Raw genomic sequence first — 23418 nt, 5'->3', positions numbered from 1 at the left:
CAGGACATGAAATAACCCTTGTTAACAAGGGAACAAGGCTAGTTAGATAACCAGCCTTGCCCTATAAATATAGCCTATATAACATTCATGTTAAACTAAAAATTACAGCCAACCCAGGTACAGCTTATTTAACCGGGACATTGATTTCGCCGCTAATAATTTTTGCTTTGTATTCGTCTACAAGCTTCAGCACGTCAGCTGGAACATACTTGCTGGAGGTATCAGGGATTCCTACACCGTTATCCTTCAAAGTCAAAGTTTCATGACCGCCTTTGAAAGTACCATCAAGGACTTCTTGACTGACACGCTTAACAGCTTCATCCACACGTTTCACCATGGAAGTAAGAGTTACATCAGGGAATTCAAGGGATTGGTCTTTATCCACACCGATAACCCATACTTTCTGACCACTTTTCACACGGCCAAGAGCTTCGTTAAATACGCCGGTGCCTGTCCCGCCTGCTGCCTGGAAGATGATGTCTGCCCCATTGTTGTATTGTGTCGCTGCTGCCGTTTTACCTTGGTCAGGCTTGTCAAATGATCCAGTGTAGTTAATGTTCACTTCTGCATTTGGATTAACCGCAAGCACACCCGCTTTAAATCCGGCAGCGAAACGCTCGATAACTGGGAGCTTAATTCCACCTACAAATCCAATTTTGTTCGTTTTGGTCATTTTACCAGCAACGACCCCAACCAAGAAGCTGCCTTCATGCTCTGCAAATGTTACCGATTTAACATTGGGAGCAGCAACCTCTGCATCGATAATCGCAAGCTTGGCATCGGGATTTTGTTTGGCTACCTTACCGACTGCATCGCCAAGGCTCATGCCAATTCCCCAAGTCAAGGCATATTTATCTTTGACAAATTTATTCAAGTTTGAATTGTATTCATCTGATTTTGTACTTTGCAAATAATTAACTTCAACGCCTTTATCCTTCTTCAGTTGCTGCAGACCTTCCCAGGCAGACTGGTTGAACGATTTGTCGTTCACACCACCAACGTCAGTAACCATGCCGATTTTGACAGCGGATTTGGATGAGCCTTCAGTAGTACCGGCATTGCTGTTTGTTTCACTTTTTTTATTGCCGCATCCTGCCAGAATCACAGTAAGCGCAAGCAGCATGACAACCGACATTTTAAACGTCTTCTTCATTGTTATATATCCCCCTTAGAAATTCAAAGCGTGTCTGTCGACCAAATTATACAATATACTCCTGACTAAAATCCACACATTAATGAACAAAGGTCAATAAATTTTCGGTTTTGAAATCATGCAAGCGTTTTAGACACAAAGGCTTGCTTGCTTTGTTCGTTTAATGCGTATATTACCTTTATTAACCACATTTTACCCAGTCTTTTCAGTATTCCCCAAGATGTGAATTTCATGAATAATGGACAACAAAAAAAGCCCTTCATAAGGAAGGGCTTCGAATATTTGTATGGAGCGGGTGATGGGAATCGAACCCACGCTATTAGCTTGGAAGGCTAAAGTTCTACCATTGAACTACACCCGCAAAATGATAATGGTCGGGACGACACGATTTGAACATGCGACCCCCTGGTCCCAAACCAGGTGCTCTACCAAGCTGAGCTACGTCCCGTTATCTTGTCTTCATATTTCGTAAAGACAAAAATAAATATATCATTAATGTTTACACTTTGCAAGTCTTTTTTACAATCACACAGCTTCTCTGCACAAAAAGCGGGCTTCAATATCTTGGGCACCCAGCGGCTTGCTAAATAAATAACCTTGGCCTTCATGACACCGCTGCAGCTTCAGGAATTCAAGCTGCTCCTGGCTCTCTACTCCTTCTGCCGTTACCTTCAGCTTCAGATGATGAGCCATCGACGTGATGGTCGACACAATTGCCGCATCGTTGTTGTCCTCCATCACTTCTTTTACAAAGGAACGGTCAATTTTCAACCGGTCAATAGGCAAGCTCTTCAAATAGTGCAGAGAGCTGTATCCGGTACCGAAGTCATCGATGCTAATATGTACCCCCAGCTCCTTAAGCCGCCTCAACTGGTCAAATGCCGTTTCCTTATCAAAGGTCATACTCTCGGTAATCTCAAGCTCCAAATATTTAGGATTAAGCCCAATCTCGGTCAAGAGATCCCTGATATATTCTGTGAGATGAGCTTGCCGGAATTGCCGCATCGAGAGGTTGACAGAGATACAAATGGGCTCAAAGCCCTGCATTTGCCAGCTTTTATTCTGAAGGCATGCCGTGCGCAGTACCCAATCTCCAAGTGGAACGATCAATCCGCTCTCCTCGGCCAAAGGAATAAATTCCGCCGGGGAGATGAGACCTCTATGAGGATGATTCCAGCGTACAAGCGCCTCCATACCCACAATTTTTCCAGTGTCCAGATGGATCTGAGGTTGAAACTCAAGAAAGAACTCCTGCCGCTCAATTCCTTTGCGCAGATCATTCTCCAGCTTAAGCCGGGATTGAACCTGAACCTGCATGGAAGGTCTGTAGCGGTTGGATTCAATTCCTTGCTCCTTCGCGTTATGGACGGCCATGTCCGCATTCTGCAGAAGCTGGTCTGCTGTATCTCCATCCTCGGGGAACAAGGCAAGGCCTAGACTCACGGAGAGATGATATTCTGAATTCTCAATGACTATGGTGGATTCCAGGGCAGCAAGAAGCTGGTCCATTCTGTCATGAACAGCACTAACTTTAGAGACACCGGGAACAATTACAGCAAACTCATCTTCACCCATTCGATACACCTGTTCAGCTGGAGTACAGCTGCGGGTTAACCGGGCACCCATATCCTTAAGGAGACGGTCCCCCGCACTATATCCAAGCGAATCATTAATAGCCTTGAACCGATTAATATTCACGATAATTACTGCAGCCGAGCCCTTGGAGATCCGCGAATTCTCAATCTGCTCCTTCAGCATCTCCTTCAACCTTCTACGGTTAGGAAGTCCGGTAAGATCATCATGATAGACTAAATGGGTAATCTTCTCTTCAGCCAGCTGCTGTCTACGCAAGGGTTCTTCAATAGTAAGCTTAAGCACACCATCCAGGATAAAATAATAGGACATCATCATGAAGATTTCACCTGTCAAGTGCGCAATACCCGGATGCCGGGGCTCGGATATAAATGTTAAGCAGTGTCCCATCATCATGAAGACCAGAGCACTAATTACCGAAAGAACGGCTGTTGAACGCTGTTCGCGATTCTTGTACAGCACAGCAGCCAACCCACTTACATAGAGGAGTAGAACTCCGGCACTCCCAAGCAGATGCCAGAGATTCAGGGTATTCTGATTGAGCACAAGCGGAAGACTGGATTGATACTCTCCGATTACATAGAGGCCAACAACGACTAATAACAAGGAAGTGGTGAGCACGGTAATTTTCTGGATCCGGCCAACTTCCTTATCTGTACTGCTAAATATGAAAAGCACTCCTGCTGCGCCAATGCCATGAGATATCATGACCAGCCACACGAGCGTGTTGGATTGTAGCTCCAGCCCGAACAGATGAACACCACTTAGCGATGTTATGTGCAGGACATCAAGAAGACCGACAGCCGCAAATAGTACAGCGCTGTATAAACGGTATCGGGACAGCTTGTTCGTAAAAAGAAGCGAGCCTTGCGCAAATATCGCAAAGCAAACTGCTCCAGCTATAAATCCCACTGACAGGAGCAGACCCTGCAGCACTTCCTTCAACTGACCTCCATCAAGGGATGCAGATGAAATCATGCTCACACAGATCATGACGACAAGTCCACATATTCCTTTAACCATTGTCATCTTCTCTGCTGTTCTGATCTGCATTTGCCTTCCGACCCCCAGATGTAAAATCATCGTATGTGAATGTAATTCTACATCTTTCGCGTTTTTCCTTCTTTTTTGGCAAAAAAATCCGGCAGGACTCTGCCGGATCTTCGTATTTGCTATTGTTTTTTCTCGAAGCTTACCTCTGGTGTCGTTAACTTATCATAAAAACCTACAGCTTTATCTTTGTCTGCTGAGGCACGAAGTGCCATAGCCGAACGCGGATGTTCATCCAATGTTCCTGTAATCATGTAAGGAATCAGATATCCCCATTCTTCCTTCTCCCGTAGTGGAATCAACAGGTTCTCCAGTACTTCCAGCACAGGGCGAAGCTTGTAATTGGTGTTCTTAAGATGCGTGACAAGAAGCTCAGTCGGGCAGTTGCCCGCCGCGCGGCCCATCCCATACACCGAAGCATCCAGGAACTCTACGCCGTTCTGGGCAGCCACTAATGTATTGGAGAATGCGAGCTGCATGTTGTTATGGGTATGCACACCCAGGCGCTTGTTAGGAAGATGTGTCTTGAACTTCTGTACGAGATACTCCATATCCTTGTAATCAAGGCTTCCGTAAGAATCCACAATGTAGACAACATCCACAACACTCTCGTTAATCATTTCAAAAGCTTCAAGCAATTCGTTCTCCATAACGTTGGACAGCGCCATAATGTTGAGTGTCGTCTCGTATCCTCTATCGTGGAATGTCTGAACAAGCTGAAGCGCCTTATCCACATCCTTTATGTAACAAGCTACGCGAATCAGATCCAGCAAGCTCTCCGAGCGGGGTAGAATGTCATTCTCATCAACACGGCCGATGTCAACTAGTGCAGACAGCTTTGTTGTGCCTTTTTGGGGAATTATTTCACGAAGAAATTCATCGTTCAAGAAACGCCAAGGACCTGCCGAATCAGCTCCTGATAGCAGTTTTGGAGAATTCTTGTAGCCTATTTCCATATAGTCAACGCCTGCTTCATTTAAGCCTGCATAGAGTTGTTGAACGAATTCCACGCTGAAATCCCAGTTATTCACGAGACCGCCGTCCCGTATTGTGCAATCGACAATTTTACTGTTATTCGTCTTCATCCGCAAAGATACCTTCTCTCATCTGTTTTACTATTCATCTTACTTGAAGCTAAAAGCAAAAGTAAAGGTTATATCCGAAGTTAATTGACCAATTAAGCACAATTCCTCATTAACCCGACATAATAAGTCAAAAAAGGCGTCTGTGCGCAGCTAGCGCACATCGCCTGTAATTGAACAAGATCTACTACCTTCTCACTTGGACTACACCTGGTTTGATAATGGAAGCGATATCATAAATACGGTGCCTTCACCCTTCATGCTGTCTACCAAAATCGTTCCCCCGTGATTCTTGATGATCTTATAACTGACCGACAGTCCAAGCCCCGTTCCCTTCTCCTTCGTCGTGAAGAAAGGGTCGAACAAGCGTGTTAGCAAGGTCTTGTCCATTCCATTTCCATTGTCCTTAATCGAAATGTTCACGTAGTTCCCTTCCTGCTTCGCACCTATTTCAATCATTCCTGCGTGGTCACCTTCAACTTCCTCAATCGCTTCCATCGCATTCTTGATAATATTCAAGATCACTTGTTTGATTTGTTTGACATCTATGGATACAAAAAAGGATTCATCAATCTGATGCAGCCTCATTTCGCATCCCTTCATAAGAGCCTCGCTCTCACTCAGCAGGAGAGTATCCTTCAATAAGGAAGGTACGCTTACAACCGTCTTTTGGGGGGCTGAAGGCTTGGAGGAATTGAGAAATTCATGGATGATATCATTGGCCCGGTCAATCTCCATCAATATAATTCGTGCATATTCATCCTTACCGAGCTGCTGAAGGTGTGGACGCAGAAGCTGAATAAAGCCGCGAATTGCGGTAAGCGGATTACGTATCTCATGGGCGATCGCCGCTGAAATCTTCCCTAGCATCGCCAGCTTATCATTCTGGTATGCAGTCTGTTCAATTTGCTTATAGTCCGATACATCCTTTACACTCAGCAGGAAATCCCCGTCCATCTGATCTCCATAAGTAACCGTAATGAGCCAGTGCCTTCCGTACTCATCAATCAATTCATGATATTTGCGGCGGTGGAAGATTGTCTCCCTGTAGATCCTGGCAATCTTCTTCTGCTTGAAGCGGCTTAAATAGGGATGACGGAGAAGCTGAAGGAGATTACAGCCAATCAGGGACTGACGAGGAAGTTCGAGGAGCTTGGCCATTTGTACATTGATAAAGGTTAGTACACCGTCACTATCAAACAGGAGAATGCCGCTATCGAGATGCTGCAGCACATTTTCATACTTATTTTTGACAAGTTGGGTCGATTGAAATGCTTGAACTGACTGAAGCAATGTTTCTTGAAATTCACTCAACAAGTTGACCCCCCCTTTTCTGATTAATGATGTACCTGCCTATCCGACAATATATCCATCATCTTGTGAAAAAAGATTAAACGCTCTCTTGCTGTGAACACTTCTCTCTTTCTATCCTATTCTCTGGGGTCGTCCAATAATGGAAAAACCTAGAAAACCTATGTAAACATCATATTAACTATACTGAGAACCGTCAATCAGAGATACTGTCGAATTAAGGCGGGATTTCTCCATTCCCTCCCATTTATACAAAAAAAAGATAGTCCCCTGGACAGGAGACTACCTTGTACTGCCCTTGCTTTTATTGTGCAACAGCTTGGTGCGTCTCTGACTCATAACCGCAAGCCGTTTCTTCAGTTCCCTTGCCCATTTCTCATCCTCAATCTGTTTGGCTACAGTAAGCAGGTCCAGGGACATGTCAATTTGATTCTGAACAATATCCAGAGGGTCCTCGCTCTCGTAGTTGACACAGTTTCCAAAGATGGTTTCCTCATCTTCCATGACAAAGTCCTGAAAATCAACCTCGTCTGCCCCATCATCATGAGCATATTCAGCCAATACCTCGTACTCGTTCTCAACCTTGTAATGAACCTCTACCCGATGACAGACCGGACAGAAAAGTAGGGGAACATTATGGACTTGCGTACGATAATGCTTCAAAGTACCTTTCGTGCCAACCATACTCGCCCCACAGCAAAAACTCATTCCCCTTCACCCTCCTTAGATAGGTTCACAATTAAAGCGCTTTATTTCTGATTTCCTTTAACCTATTCGCTAAGTAAAATGTAAATTCCTCTCTGATTGCCCTAGATTTGAATATTTAAGGAAATAGTCCTTGGTCTATGGGATAAAAAGCCCCCTCGCCAGGTGCTGTACACCGGGGGAGGGGGCCTTAATACTTGTCCAGCTGTAAATTAGGCGTTCAGGTTCTTGTCGCCTGGTCTCCAGTTCATTGCACACAATCCGCCGGATTGTAGAGCTTGAAGTACACGAAGCGTCTCTTCCACACTACGTCCAACATCATTGTGGTTAACCACTTGGTATTTAAGCTCTCCTTCTGGATCGATAATGAATAGACCGCGCAGCGCGATACCTTCTTCTTCGATCAGGATGCCGTAATCACGAGCTACGCTCTTAGTAATATCAGCAGCAAGCGGGAAGTTCAATTGTCCAAGACCATTGCTGTCTTTTGGCGTATTGATCCAAGCTTTATGGCTGTGTACAGAGTCTGTGCTTGCGCCGAGAACTTCTGTATCCAGAGCTTTGAACTGCTCATAAGCATCACTAAGTGCTGTAATTTCTGTTGGGCATACAAATGTAAAGTCAAGTGGATAGAAGAAGAATACCAGCCATTTACCACGGTAATCCGTTAACTTTGCACGTCCAAAGTCTTTTCCGTCACCAGTTACAATTTCAAGATCGAAATCTGGAGCGGGTCTACCTACCAAACGTTCTGCCATTATTCAGAATCCTCCTTTGAAAATATGTAAGAAAACAACCGGGGCTGTTTCCTTTATCAACTTTGCAATTATTGTTCACATACAAATCGTATCATTCGTAAAATGCAAAGTCAAGATTAGAAGGACTCTTTTATTATAATAATTATAAATAAGGAGATTCTGTTACTTGCTCGAATTGTGACTCTACTTCTTCATCGCTGCGACAATCAGATCACCCATTGCAGTGGTGCTGATCGCTTTGCTCTTATCTACAGCAATATCACCCGTGCGGTGGCCTGCATCGAGCACTTCAGCGACAGCCGCTTCAATGGCATCCGCAGCATCGGCATATCCGAAGGTCAAGCGGTACATAAGGGCCAAAGACAAGATGGTAGCAATCGGGTTAGCGATATTCTGCCCGGCGATATCTGGAGCAGAGCCGTGTACCGGTTCGTACAGACCGAAGCTTCCTTCACCCATGGATGCGGAGGAGAGCATTCCGATCGACCCGGTCAGCATCGCTGCTTCATCACTTAGAATATCTCCGAACATGTTCTCGGTTACGATTACGTCAAAGCTTGCCGGGCGTCTCAGAAGCTGCATGGCGCAGTTGTCTACAAGCACATGCTCAAGTTCTACATCCGGGTACTCTGGAGCAACACGGATTACCACTTCACGCCATAGGCGGGAGGTCTCAAGCACATTTGCTTTGTCAACGGAAGCCAGCTTCTTGCGGCGCTTCTGAGCAATTTCAAAAGCTTGACGAACAATACGCTCCACTTCAACAACATTGTAGGCACAAGTGTCTACAGCTTCTTGACCATTTTCCGTATCGCGGCGGAATTTCTCTCCGAAGTAGATTCCCCCGGTTAATTCACGAACAACCATAAGGTCTGTGCCTTCCAGCACTTCAGGCTTCAGCGTGGAAGCATCCTTCAAGCAATCGAACACGACCGCAGGACGCAGGTTGGAGAACAACCCCAGCGCTTTACGAATACCGAGAAGTCCAGTCTCAGGGCGAAGCTCCTTTGGATTGGAATCCCACTTCGGTCCCCCAACCGCACCGAGCAGTACAGCGTCAGCAGATTTACAAATGTCCAATGTCTCTTGTGGAAGCGGGGTACCTTTCTCATCAATAGCAATACCTCCGAATAGAGCATGCTCTGTTTCGAAACGGTAGCCGAAAAGCTCTTCCGTGCGCTTCAATACTTTCTTAGCTTCTGCCACCACTTCCGGTCCAATACCGTCTCCATCGATGACTGCAATTTTCTTCACTTCTGACATATTTGTACACTCCCTTAATTATAATTCTCAGTCCAATTCATACTCATTCTGTTGTAACATATCTGAATAGGTAAAACAAAGATATAGAATCTATCACATTAATAGGTTATGGCTATAAGTTATAATATTCTATAAAACAATAGGAGACTCCTCACAGCGGATGAACGCTGCCAAGAGTCTCCTATGATCTAGACAAATTAATGTGTAGAATTGGAATCTTATTGGCTAAGAAGAATTATTACTTCTTGATCCAGTGCATCAATCCGCGAAGCTCTGCACCAACAACCTCGATTGGGTGGCTGGCTTCATTACGGCGTGTAGCTGTCAGGAATGCACGGTTGGACTGATTCTCAAGAATGAAGTCACGTGCGAATTTACCTTGCTGGATATCGGAAAGAACAGCTTTCATAGCTTTCTTCGTCTCTTCAGTTACAACGCGTGGTCCTGTTACATAGTCTCCATATTCAGCTGTGTTGGAGATGGAATCACGCATAGTAGCCAGACCTCCTTCATAGATCAGGTCTACGATCAGCTTCAGTTCGTGAAGACACTCGAAGTAAGCCATTTCAGGAGCATAACCTGCTTCTGTCAACGTTTCAAAGCCTGCTTTGATCAGGGCGCTTACACCACCGCACAGAACGGCTTGCTCACCGAACAGATCAGTCTCAGTCTCTTCACGGAAGGAAGTCTCGATAACTCCCGCACGTGTACAGCCAATACCTTTTGCGTAAGCAAGTCCGATGGCTTTAGCTTGTCCAGTTGCATCTTGATGAACTGCGATAAGACCCGGAACTCCAAATCCTTCGGTATAAGTACGGCGAACCATGTGACCCGGGGATTTAGGAGCCACAAGCAGTACGTCGTTATCTTTGGAAGGAACGATTTGACCGAAATGAACGTTAAATCCGTGTGCGAACAGGAGAGCTGCACCTTTTTTGAGGTTAGGAGCAATTTCGCTATTGTACACAGAAGCTTGTGTTTCGTCCGGCATAAGAATTTGAACTACATCCGCACGGCGAGTTGCTTCAGCAACAGACAATACTTCAAAGCCATCTTCTTTAGCTTTATCAAAAGACTTACCTTCACGAAGACCTACTACTACGTTAAGACCGCTTTCACGCAAGTTCTGCGCATGGGCATGTCCTTGGCTTCCGTATCCGATAATTGCGATCGTTTTTCCTTTCAGTAGGCTAAGCTCTGCATCTTGTTCATAATACAATGTTACTGCCATTTTCGTTCGTCCTCCTAGAATAGTATTGGTCGATGCCTGCCGGTTCCCCTTGGCTTCTTGGTTCCTTGCAGCTATCGCCGATTGTATAACCCTCCACATAATGAACGGGTGCTTCAAAGGACCTTCTGGGGATCCCCTCAAGCCCCCGCTCACTATGAGCGGGCACTTCTATATGCGCGGTTTTGTGTAATTAGGCATTTCCGCGGATCATTGCCGTAACTCCGGTCCGGGACAATTCCCGAATTCCGTATGGAGTCAGCAGTTCAATCATAGCATCAATTTTCTCTGTGTCACCAACAACTTGAACCATCAGACTATGTGTTCCAATGTCAACGACTGCCGCCCGGAAAGTCTCAACCAGCCCCATAATCTCAGGGCGGTCCGATGGCTCGGACTTGACTTTGATCAGTGCAAGCTCCCTTGCAACCATTGGCTTGGAGCTGAGGTTGATGACTTTGATGACATCGATCAGTTTGTACAGCTGCTTCTCAATCTGCTCCAGCGTCTTGTCATCCCCGTGTGTGACAATGACCATACGCGAGAGGCCTTCCTCCTCGGATTGGCCCACTGTGATACTCTCGATGTTGAAGCCTCTGCGTCCGAACAATCCGGACACACGCTGCAGAACACCCGGCTGGTCATTTACTAGTACAGCAATTGTATGGCTTTTCGTCATCATTCGCTATCCCCCATTAACATTTGATCAATGGTGGAGCCCTGCGTAACCATCGGATATACATTTTCCCCTTTGCGTACGACGAACTCAACCAGTACTGGTCCAGGAGTCTCCAGAGCTTCCTGCCATATGTTCTTGGCTTCTTCCTTGTTCGTTGCCCGCAGTCCCTTCACGCCGTATGCCTCAGCCAGCTTCACGAAGTCCGGGCTTCCCGCCAGGTCGATGTGGCTGTAGCGGTTCTCATAGATCAGCTCCTGCCATTGCCGAACCATACCAAGCACCTGATTGTTAATAACTACGATCTTGACAGGAATCTTGTTGATGGCACAGATCGCAAGCTCTTGCGAACACATTTGCATCCCGCCGTCCCCGTTAATGGAGATAACCAGGCGTTCAGGATGAGCCATTTGGGCACCAATGGCTGAAGGGAAGCCGAATCCCATTGTTCCAAGCCCCCCGGAAGTAATCCATGAACGGGGTTGGTTGAACTTGTAGTACTGAGCTGCCCACATCTGATGCTGACCAACATCTGTAGTCACAATAGCTTGACCATGGGTGGTCTCATTCAAATGTTCGATGACCCATTGCGGCTTCAATTCCGTATCTGAATCGATATATTTCAGCGGCTTCTCCTGCTTCCGCGCCTGAATAGTCTGTCTCCATGCATCGGCCTTCTCAGCATAGACAGGAGTCTGATTGAGCAGCTCGAGCACTGTCTTCGCATCGCCGACAATCGGAATATCTGCCGGTACATTTTTGCCAATTTCAGCTGGATCGATATCAATATGAACAATCTTCGCCTTCGGAGCAAAACCTCCAAGGGCTCCCGTCACCCGGTCGTCAAAGCGGGCCCCGATGTTAATCAAGAGGTCGGCTTCCTGAATCCCGTGGTTCGCGGTAAATGTTCCGTGCATGCCCGGCATTCCCATCCAGAGCTCGTGACCGCTTGGGAAAGCGCCAAGTCCTAGCAAGGTGGTTGTAATTGGAATTCCGCTACTGGTCACAAATTCATACAAGGCTTCATGGCCACCGGAGTAGATCACACCGCCACCAGCAAGAATTACTGGACGTTCAGCTTCACGAATCGCCGCTTGGAGCTTATCAAGCTGCAGGCGATTAGGCTGAACCGTTGGATTGTATCCACGAAGATTAAGGGACTCGCTAGGGTTGAACAGAGTCTTGGCTGCCGATACGTCTTTCGGGATATCAATCAGTACCGGTCCTTTGCGTCCAGTATTTGCAATATGGAATGCTTCATGAATCACGCGTGGAAGATCATTCACATCACGCACCAGATAGCTGTGCTTGGTGATAGGCATCGTAATCCCGGTGATATCCGCTTCCTGGAAAGCATCTGTACCAATCAAGGTTGTCGCTACATTCCCGGTGATAACCACCAGAGGTACCGAATCCATATACGCGGTCGCGATTCCGGTTACCAGATTCGTTGCCCCCGGTCCTGATGTGGCGATACAGACCCCAACTTTACCACTCGCACGTGCATAGCCGTCAGCAGCGTGAATAGCTCCCTGCTCATGTCTGGTTAACAAGTGATGGAAATCGTTGAATCCATACAGTGCATCATAAATATATAATACGGCTCCACCGGGATAGCCGAAGACACAATCGACGCCCTCAAGCACCAGGCTTCTGAGCAAGATATCTGAACCTGTAATCACTTCCGGCTTCATCCATTTCTCACGTAATTCTTCTGTAGAGCGCATCTCTGGAATTCGAGCGTTCATCAGTCATCCTCCTCTCAAAATTACCATCCATCTGGGCCTTGGCCTATAACATCAAAAAAACCTTCCGCCACTCAAAACAGATCTCTGCTTCGAGGGACGAAAGGTTATCGCTTCCGTGGTACCACCCATGTTCACCCGGATCTTCGCAGAACCGAGCCTTGGCGGGTAAAGGATCTCTCCCTACCCATGGTCCGTAACGTAGACCTTACGATTCTCCCTAATAGCTTCTTCTCCACCCGTATGATTATTACCGGTAGAAGAACTTTTCAGGAGAACAGCTCAGAGGTGAGCTCGTCATTAAGGGATAATGGTGGTGGTTTCAGCAAATCCATCCACTCTCTGATCAAAAGAGCCCCTAACACTTCGTCCTCATCATTGCCGATTTCGTATCGCGTTATCGCGTTAAAATGTTTAGAAACATTATATGATTCCTGGATGCCGTAGTCAACACTTTTTAAAAATCGGTTCATCCGAAATCTTCAGGAACCCTTTTCCTCCCTCACCATATGATAGAATACAGCGCCCAGAATATGTACGGTGAGGAGGAGAATAGCCATGATCCGTTACCGGAGACCGAAGCAGGATGACCCGGTCATTTACCGGCTGATTGAAAGCGAGCTTGTCCCTTATTCGCATCTGTCAAAAGTAGAGCTTGCCGCCGTGAGGAAAGAGCTTCCCGTGAGACTGAACCGCGGCGTTACTTTTGTTGCGTCTGCTGGTTATGAAGAAGATCCGTGTGCCTTTATCCATTTTATGATTCACGGGGATTTATTATACATTGATATGATGGCCGTTGCACCCGCGCAGCAGCGCAAGCGTCATGGCAAGACCCTGCTCTTGCAAGCAGAGGGCTTCGCCGCTTCACGCGGGTGCAGCAAGGCCAAGGTGATGGTCGATATCGGAAATGAGAGAGCCCGGATGTTCTACAGCAATCTGGGATATGAGACCGTCAGGTTCATCCCGCCATCTCTATGCTACGAAATGAATAAACCTCTGCGCTCCAATCTGCCTTCCTGCTGATCTAGAATATGAACGGGCCGCCGTAGCCCCCGCCATAGCCATAGTTATATCCATAACCCCCGCCATAGCCATAACCGCCACCATAATGGCCTGGTCCTGGACCATAACCATAGCCGTATGAGTACGGCAGGGTTCCAATAGCAAGCAGATCGAACAAGGCAAGCGGCAATATCGCTTTTGTGTGTACTTTTTTGCCCTTTTTCGGTGCCAGGATTAGACGATTGCCGCTTATCTTAACAAGCTTGCCTGTAACCATAGCGCCGTCTTTTTTATAAGCGACGATGTTTTTACCTAACAGCTTCTGTGCTTCCTTCTTCATTGCGGATGAATTCATGCATTCCCCTCCTCCAGATGTCTTCCCCCTAACATATTCCGCGAAGGTAAGGCATGCCTGTATCCCCGCCTTGGACAAAAGAAAAACAGGCGCCCCGCGTGGGGCGCCTGTCCATATAAATCAACGCAATTAAGCGTTGATTTTTTCTTTTGCAACAGCAGCCAAAGAGTTGAATGCTGTAAGATCATTAACAGCCAGATCAGCAAGGATCTTGCGGTTGATGTTCACTTCAGCCAGCTTAAGGCCGTGCATCAATTTGCTGTAAGACAATCCGTTCAGACGAGCTGCCGCGTTAATACGCACGATCCACAGTCTGCGGAAATCGCGTTTCTTTTGACGACGGTCACGGTATGCATACAGGAATGATTTCATTACTTGCTCATTAGCTGTTTTGAAAATACGGTGTTTGGAACCGAAATAACCCTTAGCAAGCTTCAATACTTTTTTATGACGACGACGAACGACGAATCCGCCTTTTACTCTTGCCATATCAAAAAACCTCCCAGAAAGTGTGTTCTACTACTTAAGATTAGACAGACCTTGTTTCAAACGTCTAACGTCACCTGCGTACATAACCGGATTACCGGCCAAAACACGTTTTGTGCTTTTGGATTTACCGGATAGCAAGTGGTTGCGGCCTGCTTTGTAGCGTTTCACTTTACCAGTTCCAGTAATTTTGAAGCGGCCTTTAAGGCTGCTGTGAGTTTTCATTTTAGGCATGGTACTTCCCCCTTATAGGTTGTAAGCTTATCGCTTAGTTTTTCGGTGCCAAAATCATAATCATGCTGCGGCCTTCCAATTTTGGCAGACGCTCAATGGTCGAAATTTCAGTAACCTCTTCCTTAACGCGGTCCAAAATCTTCTTACCGATATCGGCATGAGTGATTTCACGGCCACGGAAACGCACAGAGCATTTCACTTTGTCGCCGTCTTTCAAGAATTTGATCACATTACGCAGTTTCGTCTGGTAGTCATGTTCCTCGATATTAGCGCGAAACCAAACTTCCTTGATATCGACGATTTTCTGATTCTTACGGGCTTCTTTCTCTTTCTTCTGTGTCTCGTAACGGAACTTGCCGTAATCCATAATCCGGCATACCGGCGGTTTAGCCGTCGGCGCTACATTCACCAAGTCCAGATTCAGATCGATGGCCATCTGCAATGCTTCACGAATCGGCTTAATCCCGATCTGTTCACCTTCTGCACCAACCAAACGAACTTCCCTCGCCCGTATTTCATCATTGATCAAATGTTCCTTACTGATAATTCTCCACCTCCAAATGGTCTGTTGCCATACTGTCGTGACCAAAATAAGCAAAATAAAAAGGGATACAGGTTACCACCCGCATCCCATAATTGATCATCAATTCTTCATGAACATTCACATTCATAAATCATCGGATCAAAACCAGCCAACCAAAGTCAGACAGGTGAGAAGCCAGGGCCTCTGCTTGCAATCCAAAAGCTTGCTAACAGCAAATACTTGATTAATATACCATAGCAACACTGCTCCGGTCAAGCGGAATTAAAAAATAAAAAAGCAGGGGTATTACCCCTGCTTGCTTTGAACTTCTTCCAGGCGTACCACCCGTGTATGCTCGGTGTGACTCCACTGCTTGTTGTTCTGCGTGAAGAAAGCATAGAACGTGATTGGCCACCAGGAGAACAGATATACCGGGAACAAAATCAGATACAGATATACTTTTTTATACGTAATCTTCTCCAGGATCATCGCTGCCAGGAAGATAAATATGTTACCGGCCACAGCCAGCAGCGATACCCAGAACGGAAGGTAACTGTACATGGTTGAGATATGCGGACCGTTGAACAAGGATTGATCTGCCCAGATAAAAGCCGTAAGCAAAAACGTCAGAAGTACGATGTAGACATTCACTGCATACAGAGCCAGATCGAACTTGGTTAAGCTTCTTTCTTTGATACTCTTCCAGAGCATTGGGAAGAAGTACCTGCGAGCTACCGTGAAGTGTCCCTGCATCCAGCGCAGACGCTGGCGTGCGGAGGCTTTAAAGGTCAACGGCTTCTCATCGAATACTTTGGCGTCATAGTTGAAGACTGGGTAGATCCCTTTGCTCGCACAACGCATAGTGAATTCCAGGTCTTCTACCAGACTGGTCGCGCCCCAGCCAATTTCCTTCAGGAGCTCAGTCTCAAAGCACATTCCCGTACCGCCAAGGAAGTTAGCCATCTTCAGGTTATGACGAGGCAGCTGCCACAGACGGTTCACATACCAGTAAGACACCCCGTAAGATGCAGTGACCCAGGAATCTTCAGGATTCTTGGTGTCAATATAACCTTGAATCACGCGGGCGCCGCTGCAGAGATCATTATTCATCTCGTTCAGGAAGTCCGGATGAGCCAGATTATCGGCATCGAACATCACAACCGCATCATACTGGCGCGGCATCTTCCATAGTTCTTTCAGCATCCACTCGATGGCATATCCTTTGCCTCGGAGATTCGGATTGGTACGTACGCATGCGTTCATATGATGACTGCGCACAATATCAGCCGTGCTGTCCGTACAGTTATCGCAAATAACGAATACATCGTAAAGATCCTGAGGATAGTTGAGCAGCTTCAGGTTCTCCATCAGCGCCCCAACAACCTGCTCCTCATTATGTGCCGCTACCAAGACAGCAAAGGATTTAGTTGGTGGAAACTGCTGCTTTTTCTTTTTCTTGTACATGCCAAACAAAGAGAACACGAATTGATACACACCAATGACTGCAAGGATAACCTGCAGTCCGAATAGAATGGCATCCAACATGATTCCCTGATACCCCCCTTTTAACCCTCATGAAATTAAACTACGTTTTCTCTCTAAATTCTGTAATCGCAGTTTCTAATGACCCGTAATCCATTTTTAAATTTAGTGAAGCAAGCAACTCCATCTGTCCCTTATCTTTATCTGGGTACAAATAGTCAGACATTACGATTCTCTACGAATTCGTCCGATTTGTCAAAAGGCTAATTTCTCTTCTATGTGTAAATTACGCCCAAAGAATGTCTATATCAGGGTACAGTGGTACCTCGTCCTTACATTCATAGCGGTTAGGTCTTATTTTCATCCATTTTGCCGTTTTTTATTTCCTGAGCACCTCCCTTTGCCTGAAATAATCAATAAAAGTAAAGGTTATATTAAAATAAACGAGAATAATCAGGAAAAGTTTACGGAAAACCTGATAATTCTTTAAACTTTTTTGATATCATTTGAATCATTGTAGTAGGTGTACCCTTCACAAGTCAAAAATGGGCACCCGCCAAAAATGAAAATAAAACAAACTGACCTTGAAATGGCCATAGAATAAAAATATGATTATTCTATCCTGATAATAACGGCAATCTGCGCTATGGGTTGTTCAGGCTGGTTATATAAATAACACACCACACTCCATAAATAAGGGATGATTCCGGCTAAATCGGTTCGGCCTATCAGTAGCGGAGGGATTGTATGCATCGATTACTTGTGAAACTAACACACCTGGACCAACGCTTGTTTGTAGCCATAAATACCGGTCTTCACAGAAGCTTTCTCAACTTTTGGCTTTTTTACCTGACCCATATGGGAGGCGCAACCTTTACCATTGCAGCTACCGTTCTGCTGTGGCTCTTCACTCCGGATCCATGGAGACACACGGCTCTTATAGCAGCCGTCTCCCTGGCCATTAGTCATATCCCAGTCGCGATAGCCAAGCGGACTTACCCTCGAGTAAGGCCCTATCTAACCCTTCCGGGGACCAACACATTTCGGGATCCATTAACAGACCATTCGTTCCCGTCAGGCCATACTACAGCCATTTTCTCAGTAACAATGCCATTTATGGTCATGGAGCCTGTGACTTCCTTTATACTTGCTCCCATTGCAATGCTTGTAGCGATATCCAGGATCTATCTGGGACTCCACTATCCGTCTGATGTGCTGGCTGGAGCCGTGATTGGGACCGGAGTCGCATTAGGCACGGTTGCATTATGGCCCTAAAGGGGATATTGTTAGGCTATGGTAAAACCTTGCAGGAAAAGGTGAAACTAACGTGCAAAAACAAAGAGTACTGCTTTTATCCGAAGGGTTCGGCGCAGGACACACCCAAGCGGCCTACGCGCTTTCGAGCAGTCTGCGCAAGGTACAGCCTAATGTGCAGACCAAGGTCCTTGAGCTTGGAAGTTTCTTGAATCCGAGAATGGCTCCACTCATCATTACGGCTTATAAGAAAACGCTCAGTTCCCAACCCCGGCTGGTACGGATGATGTACCGCAGCAATTATAAAAAGTCATTGAACCGTTTGACGACACTCGCGCTGCATCGTATTTTTTATACTCATACCACACAGCTCGTCAAGCAGATTCGTCCGAATGTGATTGTATGTACCCACCCGATCCCCAGTGCGGTGATCTCGCGTATGAAGCGGCTCGGGCTTGATGTTCCACTATGTACTGTCATTACGGATTATGACGCGCATGGAACCTGGGTGAGCCGGGAGGTCGATTGCTATCTCGTCTCGACCAATCAGGTCAAGGACAGACTCCTTGAACGGGGTGTGGAGGAAGACAGAATCCGGATTACCGGCATTCCTGTTCACCCAAGCTTCTGGGAACGGCATCACAGCAAAGAAGATATTAGGATGAAATTTGGCCTTGCTGATATTCCAACGGTGCTGGTGATGGGCGGTGGATGGGGCTTTATGAAGGATGAAGCTGTCAATACGCTTCTCGCCCGCTACCGCGAGCAGATTCAGCTTATATTCTGCTTTGGCAGCAATGCTAAGTCCCTTCAAAAGATGGAGGAAGACCCGAGGTTCAGGCACCCGAATATCCATCTTATGGGCTTCACCAAAGAAATCGATAAGCTGATGGAGGTCTCCGATCTTCTGATTACCAAGCCTGGCGGAATGACCTGCTCGGAAGGCCTCGCCAAGGGAATTCCTATGCTGTTCCACAAGCCCTTGCCTGGTCAAGAGGAAGAGAATTCCCAATATTTCGCTTCACAGGGATGGGGAACACCCATTACCGGCCTTCATGTGATTACAGAATGGATTAACCAGCTTACGGATCACTATGATGAGGTGAAATGCAACCGCCAGCGCGTCATTGAACAGATCAAGCGATATCATCCTATGCAAAGCGCACAAGCCATTATTGATCTACTGGAACTAAAAGAAGGGGCTGTTCATTAGTCATAGCCGACTAAGGAAGAGCCCCTTCTTCTATTCATTTCCGTTATCAGAACTGATCCATCTTGTGCTCATGATATTTGCGCAGAGCTTCATTTCCCACCATAACCTCACAGCGGTAAATATTCATCCCTTGTCCGACAAATTTCGTCTCATACTCAGTCATAACATGCTCCTCATTGATTCCTTCCCGGTGCAGGCTTAATGAGATATTGTTCATTTGAAGCCCAGCAGCCGCAAAGGAGTTCAGTGAGAACTCAAACAAGGTCAGAGAATCCGTCTTGAAATGAATCTCCCCCTTCTCATTCAGAACCGTACGGTATTTATCCAGGAACCGCGGATGAGTCAACCGACGGCGGCCGTGTCTGGATTTTGGCCAAGGATCACTGAAATTCAGGTAGATCCGTTCCACCTCACCCGGAGCAAAGAACTCCTCTAGTGACTCAATATTTCCCAAAGCGAGCTTAACATTAACGGGGTTGTCCACACCCTGCTGAGCCCAGATCCCACGCGCCTTCTCACTTGCTCTACGGATTAATTCATCATACATATCCATTCCAATGAAATTGCAATCCGGGTATTTGACACTCATTCCACTGATGAACTGTCCTTTGCCCATTCCAAGCTCAATATAGATCGGATTGTCATTACCGAACCATTCCGCCCAGCGCCCTTTATGCTCCCGGGGATCAAGTGTAACGACATCCTGCTGCGACTCCAAATTCTCCCGAATCCCTTTTCTACCGCGTAAACGCATCTCATTCCTCCGCCTTTATCATGTGCAAGGTGCACATGGAACATTTGATACTCCTGCATTATTGTGCCTAAGATTGCCCCAAAAGTAAAGACCAAAAGGGCCTCAGGAAATGGAAAAAGGAATCCATGCGATCGCTGGAAACGATCTGGGATTCCTTTTTCACTATATTTGGAATTGGGGTCCAACGATTCTTAAGATCCGCATTACGGCCGGATCCGCTTCATAGAGGAGATTCAAAAGCCTCAGTATACACAGTGACTGGCAAGCTGGCTCAGTTACTGACTGATATTAAAATATCACAATAGATAGATGAATTCAACAAACCGCCTCCGGTTCCCCTTTTTTTGTGTTTTTTGATACAATGTAACATAAGAAAAAAAGCTATATTTCAAGACACAGTCAAGAAAATGACTCATTTCAAATACAAAGGAGTTACCATGAGTATACAAATGCCTTCACCCCCTATCCAATGGGGAGGTAAGAGATTTCATACATGGAACACAGAAATGCGGGAGGTTTTTGAGCAGAAAGTGTTCAAAGTCATGCTGGATGCCGGCTTCACCTGCCCCAACCGGGATGGATCCATCGCCAAAGGAGGCTGTACCTTCTGCAGCGCACGGGGCTCGGGCGATTTTGCAGGAAGCCGCCGGGACGATCTCGTTACCCAGTTCTGTACGATCCGGGACAAACAGCATTTAAAATGGCCGAACGCGAAGTACATCGGTTATTTCCAGGCATATACCAATACGTATGCTCCTGTGGAGGAGCTTAGGGAGTATTATGAGATCATCCTGCAGCAGCCCGGTGTAGTGGGCCTGTCCATTGCCACACGTCCAGACTGTCTGCCTGATGATGTCGTTGACTATCTAGCGGAGCTTAACGAGCGGACTTATCTCTGGGTGGAAATGGGCCTTCAGACTATTCATGAATCCACCTCGCAGTTAATCAACCGCGCACACGATACCCAGTGTTATCTGGAAGCTGTAGAGAAGCTTCGCAGTCGTAACATCAGGGTATGTACGCATATTATCTACGGGCTTCCGCAGGAGAGCCATGAAATGATGCTGGATACAGGACGGGCAGTCGCGGCCATGGACGTTCAAGGAATCAAAATCCATCTGCTGCACCTGATGAGAAAGACGCCTATGGTCAAACAATATGAAGCAGGATTGCTCCGCTTTCTGGAGAAAGATGAATATGTGAAGCTCATTGTAGATACGCTGGAGTTCCTTCCTCCCGAAATGATTGTCCACCGGCTGACCGGTGATGCACCGAGGGACCTTCTAATCGGACCGATGTGGAGCCTGAATAAATGGGAAGTGCTTAATTCGATAGATAATGAGCTTAAAGCCCGTGACTCCTGGCAGGGCAAGTTCTGGAGGGCACGATAAGATGGGCTTTCAATCCGTTCTCAGCATGGCCCATCAGCTTACAGGCGCTCGTCTCCAGCCTGGAGACGCTGCCATTGACGCAACAGCCGGGACTGGTGCCGACACCTTGTTCCTGGCGCTTGCCTGCGGCCGAAGGGGCGCAGTGTTTAGCTTTGATGTACAAGCAGAGGCACTGGCCCTTACGGGGCAGCGTCTTGCCAAGGAAGACCAAAGCAAGATCGCCGAAGCAACCCTGCTGCACCGCAGTCATGCAGACATGCTGGAAGCTGTGCCAGCCAAGTTCCACGGCCGTGTTGGGGCTGTAATGTTCAACCTTGGCTATCTGCCGGCAGAAGGCGCTGATCTCTCGCTGATCACCGAGCCTGCAAGCACAATAGCCGCTCTCGAAGCGGCAATAACGCTGCTGCGTCCAAGGGGAATAATTACAGCAGTTCTGTATCCCGGCCATCCCGGCGGAGAAGTTGAAGCGGCTGCTGTGCAGGATTGGGCAGCAGCCCTGCCTCTATCTGCAGCGCAGTCCTTGATATACCGGCAGCTTCAGAAGGCTGCCGCACCGTACTTAATTGCCATCGAGAAGAAGTAATAGCTCGGTATAAAGTTATTTAATTACGAAATGAGGTTAGTTACATGAGTATACACAAGATTGAACATATTGGAATCCGCGTATCTGCCCTTGAGGATTCCATTGAATTTTATAAACGAGTACTTGGGCTCAAGCTGCTCTATACTATTGGTGAGGTCGGGGAAGACCTGCGTCTAGCCTTTCTGGCTTTTCCCGGACAGGAAAGTGTGGAGATCGAGCTCGTCTACATTAAGGATGCTCCTGAAATCGCCAGTGAAGGACGAGTGAATCACTTGGCATTTACGGTAAGCTACATCGACAGAGAATATGCCCGGATTGCTGAACTGGGATTATCCGGACGGGATCCGGAGATTCGCTCACTGCCTAATGGAAGCCGGTTCTTTTTCTTTAACGGGCCGGATGGGGAACGTATTGAATTTTTCGAGCCCGCGCGCACATCTTAAGATATACGGACTTTAGCTGAAGGAGGATGACTTCAATAGAATCGAACCATTTCAATATGCTGAGCTCAGATGGCAAGAATATATATGTCTATAACTGGCTGCCTTCTTCAATGGAGACGATCTCCCCCCGCGGGGTGATTCAGATCGCGCACGGAATGGCCGAAACCGCCAAGAGATATGAGCGTATTGCCGCTGAACTTACTGAGCAAGGGTATATTGTCTATGCCAACGATCATCGCGGGCATGGCCGGACAGCAGGGAGCCTGGATGAACTAGGTAAGCTGGGCAAGGACGGCTTCAATGCTATGGTGAACGATATGATTCTGCTGGGAAGTGTGATCCGGGACAAGCACCCAGAGCTGCCAATTCTGCTCCTCGGCCATAGTATGGGGTCATTTCTTACTCAAAAGCTTATGTATACCAATCATGACAACTACTCCGGATTCATGCTGTCAGGTACCTGCGGGAAGCGGGCAATGCTGGAGATCGGTGAAAAGCTGGCTATGCTGCAAGTTATGCTGCAAGGTGAGCGTCATCCCAGCCTCCTGCTCAATGCCGTAGTATTCGGCCCTTACAACCGTTCATTCAAGCCCGTTCGCACTCCCTTTGACTGGTTAACCCGTGATCAGAAGGAAGTAGATAAATTCATAGAAGATCCAGAGTGCGGGCAAATAAGCAGCACAGGCTTCTTCCGTGATTTCTTCCGTCTGCTGCTGGAGATTCATACTCCTGAGCGGATGGCTCTTATTCCCAAAGACAAGCCGATATATTTATTCAGCGGAGAGGAAGATCCTGTCGGTCTTAAGGGAGACGGGGTTCGCCGTCTGTATAGGCAGTATCATAACCTTGCAATTCAGGATGTGGAGCTTAGGTTATACCCTGGGGCTCGCCATGAGCTGCTGAACGAGATCAACCGCGATGAAGTAACAAGTGACCTGCTGGGATGGATTAACCGTCATACTTTGTAAGCAGATGTCCCCTGCTCGCCTTATGAACAAGAATGTTGATCAGCCACAAGAACAGCATGTATAGCTTGAAAATAGAAAACAGCAAGCCCCCTTAACCCGGGGGCTTGCTGTTGTTCTAATTATAGAGCTCAAAAGAGCAACGACAGGCTCAAACTGCCTTTATTTA

General features: G+C 46.9%; 23 protein-coding genes and 2 tRNA genes. 7 read left to right on the top strand and 18 right to left on the bottom strand.

Going from position 1 to position 23418, the window contains the following annotated elements; genetic code table 11:
* Positions 1–124: 124 nt before the first annotated feature.
* The 12 genes from LDO05_RS05040 to ilvB form a co-directional block, all read right to left on the bottom strand.
* Positions 125–1153, bottom strand: coding sequence for a BMP family ABC transporter substrate-binding protein (locus LDO05_RS05040; protein ID WP_251377810.1), 1029 nt, complete (start codon positions 1151–1153; stop codon positions 125–127).
* Between the two features lie 287 nt (positions 1154–1440).
* A tRNA-Gly gene (locus LDO05_RS05035) sits at positions 1441–1514 on the bottom strand.
* Positions 1515–1524: 10 nt separating this feature from the next.
* Positions 1525–1601, bottom strand: a tRNA-Pro gene (locus LDO05_RS05030).
* A gap of 77 nt (positions 1602–1678) precedes the next feature.
* Positions 1679–3799, bottom strand: a complete 2121-nt coding sequence (locus LDO05_RS05025; protein WP_251377809.1) for a putative bifunctional diguanylate cyclase/phosphodiesterase — start codon at positions 3797–3799, stop codon at positions 1679–1681.
* A gap of 119 nt (positions 3800–3918) precedes the next feature.
* Complete coding sequence (locus tag LDO05_RS05020; protein WP_251377808.1) at positions 3919–4881, bottom strand: aldolase catalytic domain-containing protein; 963 nt, start codon at positions 4879–4881, stop codon at positions 3919–3921.
* Between the two features lie 201 nt (positions 4882–5082).
* Positions 5083–6195, bottom strand: a complete 1113-nt coding sequence (locus LDO05_RS05015) for an ATP-binding protein (RefSeq protein ID WP_251377807.1) — start codon at positions 6193–6195, stop codon at positions 5083–5085.
* A gap of 276 nt (positions 6196–6471) precedes the next feature.
* Positions 6472–6897, bottom strand: a complete 426-nt coding sequence (locus LDO05_RS05010) for a hypothetical protein (RefSeq protein ID WP_251377806.1) — start codon at positions 6895–6897, stop codon at positions 6472–6474.
* 209 nt (positions 6898–7106) lie between these two features.
* A complete protein-coding gene (locus LDO05_RS05005) occupies positions 7107–7652 on the bottom strand; it encodes a peroxiredoxin (RefSeq protein WP_251377805.1) in 546 nt (181 codons plus the stop codon).
* A 183-nt stretch (positions 7653–7835) separates the two neighbouring features.
* On the bottom strand, positions 7836–8915 hold the full coding sequence (leuB, locus tag LDO05_RS05000) for a 3-isopropylmalate dehydrogenase (protein ID WP_251377804.1): 1080 nt from the start codon (positions 8913–8915) through the stop codon (positions 7836–7838).
* 238 nt (positions 8916–9153) lie between these two features.
* Positions 9154–10146 carry a ketol-acid reductoisomerase gene (gene ilvC, locus LDO05_RS04995; RefSeq protein ID WP_251377803.1) on the bottom strand — a complete coding sequence of 331 codons (993 nt, stop codon included), beginning with the start codon at positions 10144–10146 and terminating at the stop codon, positions 9154–9156.
* Positions 10147–10336: 190 nt separating this feature from the next.
* Positions 10337–10822 carry an acetolactate synthase small subunit gene (ilvN, locus tag LDO05_RS04990; RefSeq protein WP_251378616.1) on the bottom strand — a complete coding sequence of 162 codons (486 nt, stop codon included), beginning with the start codon at positions 10820–10822 and terminating at the stop codon, positions 10337–10339.
* Positions 10822–12567: a biosynthetic-type acetolactate synthase large subunit gene (gene ilvB, locus LDO05_RS04985; RefSeq protein WP_251377802.1), complete on the bottom strand. Its 1746-nt coding sequence runs from the start codon at positions 12565–12567 to the stop codon at positions 10822–10824. Before ilvB ends, ilvN begins: the two co-directional genes overlap by 1 nt.
* Positions 12568–13122: 555 nt before the next feature.
* Between ilvB and LDO05_RS04980 the strand changes: the two genes are divergently transcribed.
* Complete coding sequence (locus LDO05_RS04980; RefSeq protein ID WP_251377801.1) at positions 13123–13587, top strand: GNAT family N-acetyltransferase; 465 nt, start codon at positions 13123–13125, stop codon at positions 13585–13587.
* A 1-nt stretch (position 13588) separates the two neighbouring features.
* Here the strand turns inward: LDO05_RS04980 and LDO05_RS04975 are convergent, their stop codons facing one another.
* The 5 genes from LDO05_RS04975 to LDO05_RS04955 all read right to left on the bottom strand — a co-directional run bounded on the left by LDO05_RS04975 (position 13589) and on the right by LDO05_RS04955 (position 16709).
* Complete coding sequence (locus LDO05_RS04975; protein ID WP_251377800.1) at positions 13589–13921, bottom strand: hypothetical protein; 333 nt, start codon at positions 13919–13921, stop codon at positions 13589–13591.
* A gap of 129 nt (positions 13922–14050) precedes the next feature.
* The gene (rplT, locus tag LDO05_RS04970; RefSeq protein ID WP_127200584.1) at positions 14051–14410 is read right to left on the bottom strand and encodes a 50S ribosomal protein L20; all 360 of its coding nucleotides are present in this window, start codon (positions 14408–14410) and stop codon (positions 14051–14053) included.
* Between the two features lie 30 nt (positions 14411–14440).
* A complete protein-coding gene (rpmI, locus tag LDO05_RS04965; protein WP_127200583.1) occupies positions 14441–14641 on the bottom strand; it encodes a 50S ribosomal protein L35 in 201 nt (66 codons plus the stop codon).
* A gap of 34 nt (positions 14642–14675) precedes the next feature.
* Entirely contained in the window at positions 14676–15170 is a 495-nt protein-coding gene (gene infC, locus LDO05_RS04960) for a translation initiation factor IF-3 (protein WP_251378615.1), read from the bottom strand.
* Between the two features lie 300 nt (positions 15171–15470).
* Positions 15471–16709: a glycosyltransferase family 2 protein gene (locus LDO05_RS04955; RefSeq protein ID WP_251377799.1), complete on the bottom strand. Its 1239-nt coding sequence runs from the start codon at positions 16707–16709 to the stop codon at positions 15471–15473.
* Between the two features lie 684 nt (positions 16710–17393).
* On the opposite strand from LDO05_RS04955, the gene LDO05_RS04950 reads away from it, so the two are divergent.
* Together LDO05_RS04950 and LDO05_RS04945 are read left to right on the top strand one after the other, a co-directional pair.
* A complete protein-coding gene (locus tag LDO05_RS04950) occupies positions 17394–17921 on the top strand; it encodes a phosphatase PAP2 family protein (protein ID WP_251377798.1) in 528 nt (175 codons plus the stop codon).
* 52 nt (positions 17922–17973) lie between these two features.
* Positions 17974–19113: an MGDG synthase family glycosyltransferase gene (locus LDO05_RS04945; RefSeq protein ID WP_251377797.1), complete on the top strand. Its 1140-nt coding sequence runs from the start codon at positions 17974–17976 to the stop codon at positions 19111–19113.
* A 46-nt stretch (positions 19114–19159) separates the two neighbouring features.
* Here LDO05_RS04945 and trmB read toward each other — a convergent pair whose 3' ends face one another.
* On the bottom strand, positions 19160–19867 hold the full coding sequence (trmB, locus tag LDO05_RS04940) for a tRNA (guanosine(46)-N7)-methyltransferase TrmB (protein ID WP_251377796.1): 708 nt from the start codon (positions 19865–19867) through the stop codon (positions 19160–19162).
* A gap of 437 nt (positions 19868–20304) precedes the next feature.
* Between trmB and mnmL the strand changes: the two genes are divergently transcribed.
* Genes mnmL through LDO05_RS04920 form a run of 4 tightly spaced genes read left to right on the top strand, consistent with a single transcriptional unit; the run spans position 20305 to position 23252 of the window.
* Complete coding sequence (gene mnmL, locus LDO05_RS04935; RefSeq protein ID WP_251377795.1) at positions 20305–21258, top strand: tRNA modification radical SAM protein MnmL/YtqA; 954 nt, start codon at positions 20305–20307, stop codon at positions 21256–21258.
* 1 nt (position 21259) lies between these two features.
* Positions 21260–21841 (top strand): tRNA 5-(aminomethyl)-2-thiouridylate-methyltransferase MnmM, encoded by a 582-nt coding sequence (mnmM, locus tag LDO05_RS04930; RefSeq protein ID WP_251377794.1) that lies wholly within the window; start codon positions 21260–21262, stop codon positions 21839–21841.
* A 44-nt stretch (positions 21842–21885) separates the two neighbouring features.
* Positions 21886–22284: a VOC family protein gene (locus LDO05_RS04925; RefSeq protein ID WP_251377793.1), complete on the top strand. Its 399-nt coding sequence runs from the start codon at positions 21886–21888 to the stop codon at positions 22282–22284.
* Between the two features lie 26 nt (positions 22285–22310).
* Positions 22311–23252 carry an alpha/beta hydrolase gene (locus LDO05_RS04920; protein WP_251377792.1) on the top strand — a complete coding sequence of 314 codons (942 nt, stop codon included), beginning with the start codon at positions 22311–22313 and terminating at the stop codon, positions 23250–23252.
* Positions 23253–23418: the final 166 nt, after the last annotated feature.

Source organism: Paenibacillus sp. YPG26, assembly GCF_023704175.1.
In the GTDB taxonomy this organism is placed as follows: domain Bacteria; phylum Bacillota; class Bacilli; order Paenibacillales; family Paenibacillaceae; genus Fontibacillus.
This window is presented reverse-complemented; position numbering and strand designations above follow the sequence as displayed.

What these genes read in the sequence shown, in the direction of transcription:
- LDO05_RS04955 (WP_251377799.1), bottom strand. Translation starts at nt 16,709, where the DNA reads ATGTTGGATGCCATTCTATTCGGACTGCAGGTTATCCTTGCAGTCATT.
- leuB (WP_251377804.1), bottom strand. Translation starts at nt 8,915, where the DNA reads ATGTCAGAAGTGAAGAAAATTGCAGTCATCGATGGAGACGGTATTGGA.
- LDO05_RS05025 (WP_251377809.1), bottom strand. Translation starts at nt 3,799, where the DNA reads ATGCAGATCAGAACAGCAGAGAAGATGACAATGGTTAAAGGAATATGT.
- ilvB (WP_251377802.1), bottom strand. Translation starts at nt 12,567, where the DNA reads ATGAACGCTCGAATTCCAGAGATGCGCTCTACAGAAGAATTACGTGAG.
- LDO05_RS04950 (WP_251377798.1), top strand. Translation starts at nt 17,394, where the DNA reads ATGCATCGATTACTTGTGAAACTAACACACCTGGACCAACGCTTGTTT.
- ilvN (WP_251378616.1), bottom strand. Translation starts at nt 10,822, where the DNA reads ATGACGAAAAGCCATACAATTGCTGTACTAGTAAATGACCAGCCGGGT.
- ilvC (WP_251377803.1), bottom strand. Translation starts at nt 10,146, where the DNA reads ATGGCAGTAACATTGTATTATGAACAAGATGCAGAGCTTAGCCTACTG.
- mnmL (WP_251377795.1), top strand. Translation starts at nt 20,305, where the DNA reads ATGAGTATACAAATGCCTTCACCCCCTATCCAATGGGGAGGTAAGAGA.
- trmB (WP_251377796.1), bottom strand. Translation starts at nt 19,867, where the DNA reads ATGCGTTTACGCGGTAGAAAAGGGATTCGGGAGAATTTGGAGTCGCAG.
- rplT (WP_127200584.1), bottom strand. Translation starts at nt 14,410, where the DNA reads ATGGCAAGAGTAAAAGGCGGATTCGTCGTTCGTCGTCGTCATAAAAAA.
- LDO05_RS04975 (WP_251377800.1), bottom strand. Translation starts at nt 13,921, where the DNA reads ATGAATTCATCCGCAATGAAGAAGGAAGCACAGAAGCTGTTAGGTAAA.
- LDO05_RS05040 (WP_251377810.1), bottom strand. Translation starts at nt 1,153, where the DNA reads ATGAAGAAGACGTTTAAAATGTCGGTTGTCATGCTGCTTGCGCTTACT.
- LDO05_RS05010 (WP_251377806.1), bottom strand. Translation starts at nt 6,897, where the DNA reads ATGAGTTTTTGCTGTGGGGCGAGTATGGTTGGCACGAAAGGTACTTTG.
- LDO05_RS04980 (WP_251377801.1), top strand. Translation starts at nt 13,123, where the DNA reads ATGATCCGTTACCGGAGACCGAAGCAGGATGACCCGGTCATTTACCGG.
- LDO05_RS04925 (WP_251377793.1), top strand. Translation starts at nt 21,886, where the DNA reads ATGAGTATACACAAGATTGAACATATTGGAATCCGCGTATCTGCCCTT.
- rpmI (WP_127200583.1), bottom strand. Translation starts at nt 14,641, where the DNA reads ATGCCTAAAATGAAAACTCACAGCAGCCTTAAAGGCCGCTTCAAAATT.
- LDO05_RS04920 (WP_251377792.1), top strand. Translation starts at nt 22,311, where the DNA reads ATGACTTCAATAGAATCGAACCATTTCAATATGCTGAGCTCAGATGGC.
- LDO05_RS05020 (WP_251377808.1), bottom strand. Translation starts at nt 4,881, where the DNA reads ATGAAGACGAATAACAGTAAAATTGTCGATTGCACAATACGGGACGGC.
- mnmM (WP_251377794.1), top strand. Translation starts at nt 21,260, where the DNA reads ATGGGCTTTCAATCCGTTCTCAGCATGGCCCATCAGCTTACAGGCGCT.
- LDO05_RS05005 (WP_251377805.1), bottom strand. Translation starts at nt 7,652, where the DNA reads ATGGCAGAACGTTTGGTAGGTAGACCCGCTCCAGATTTCGATCTTGAA.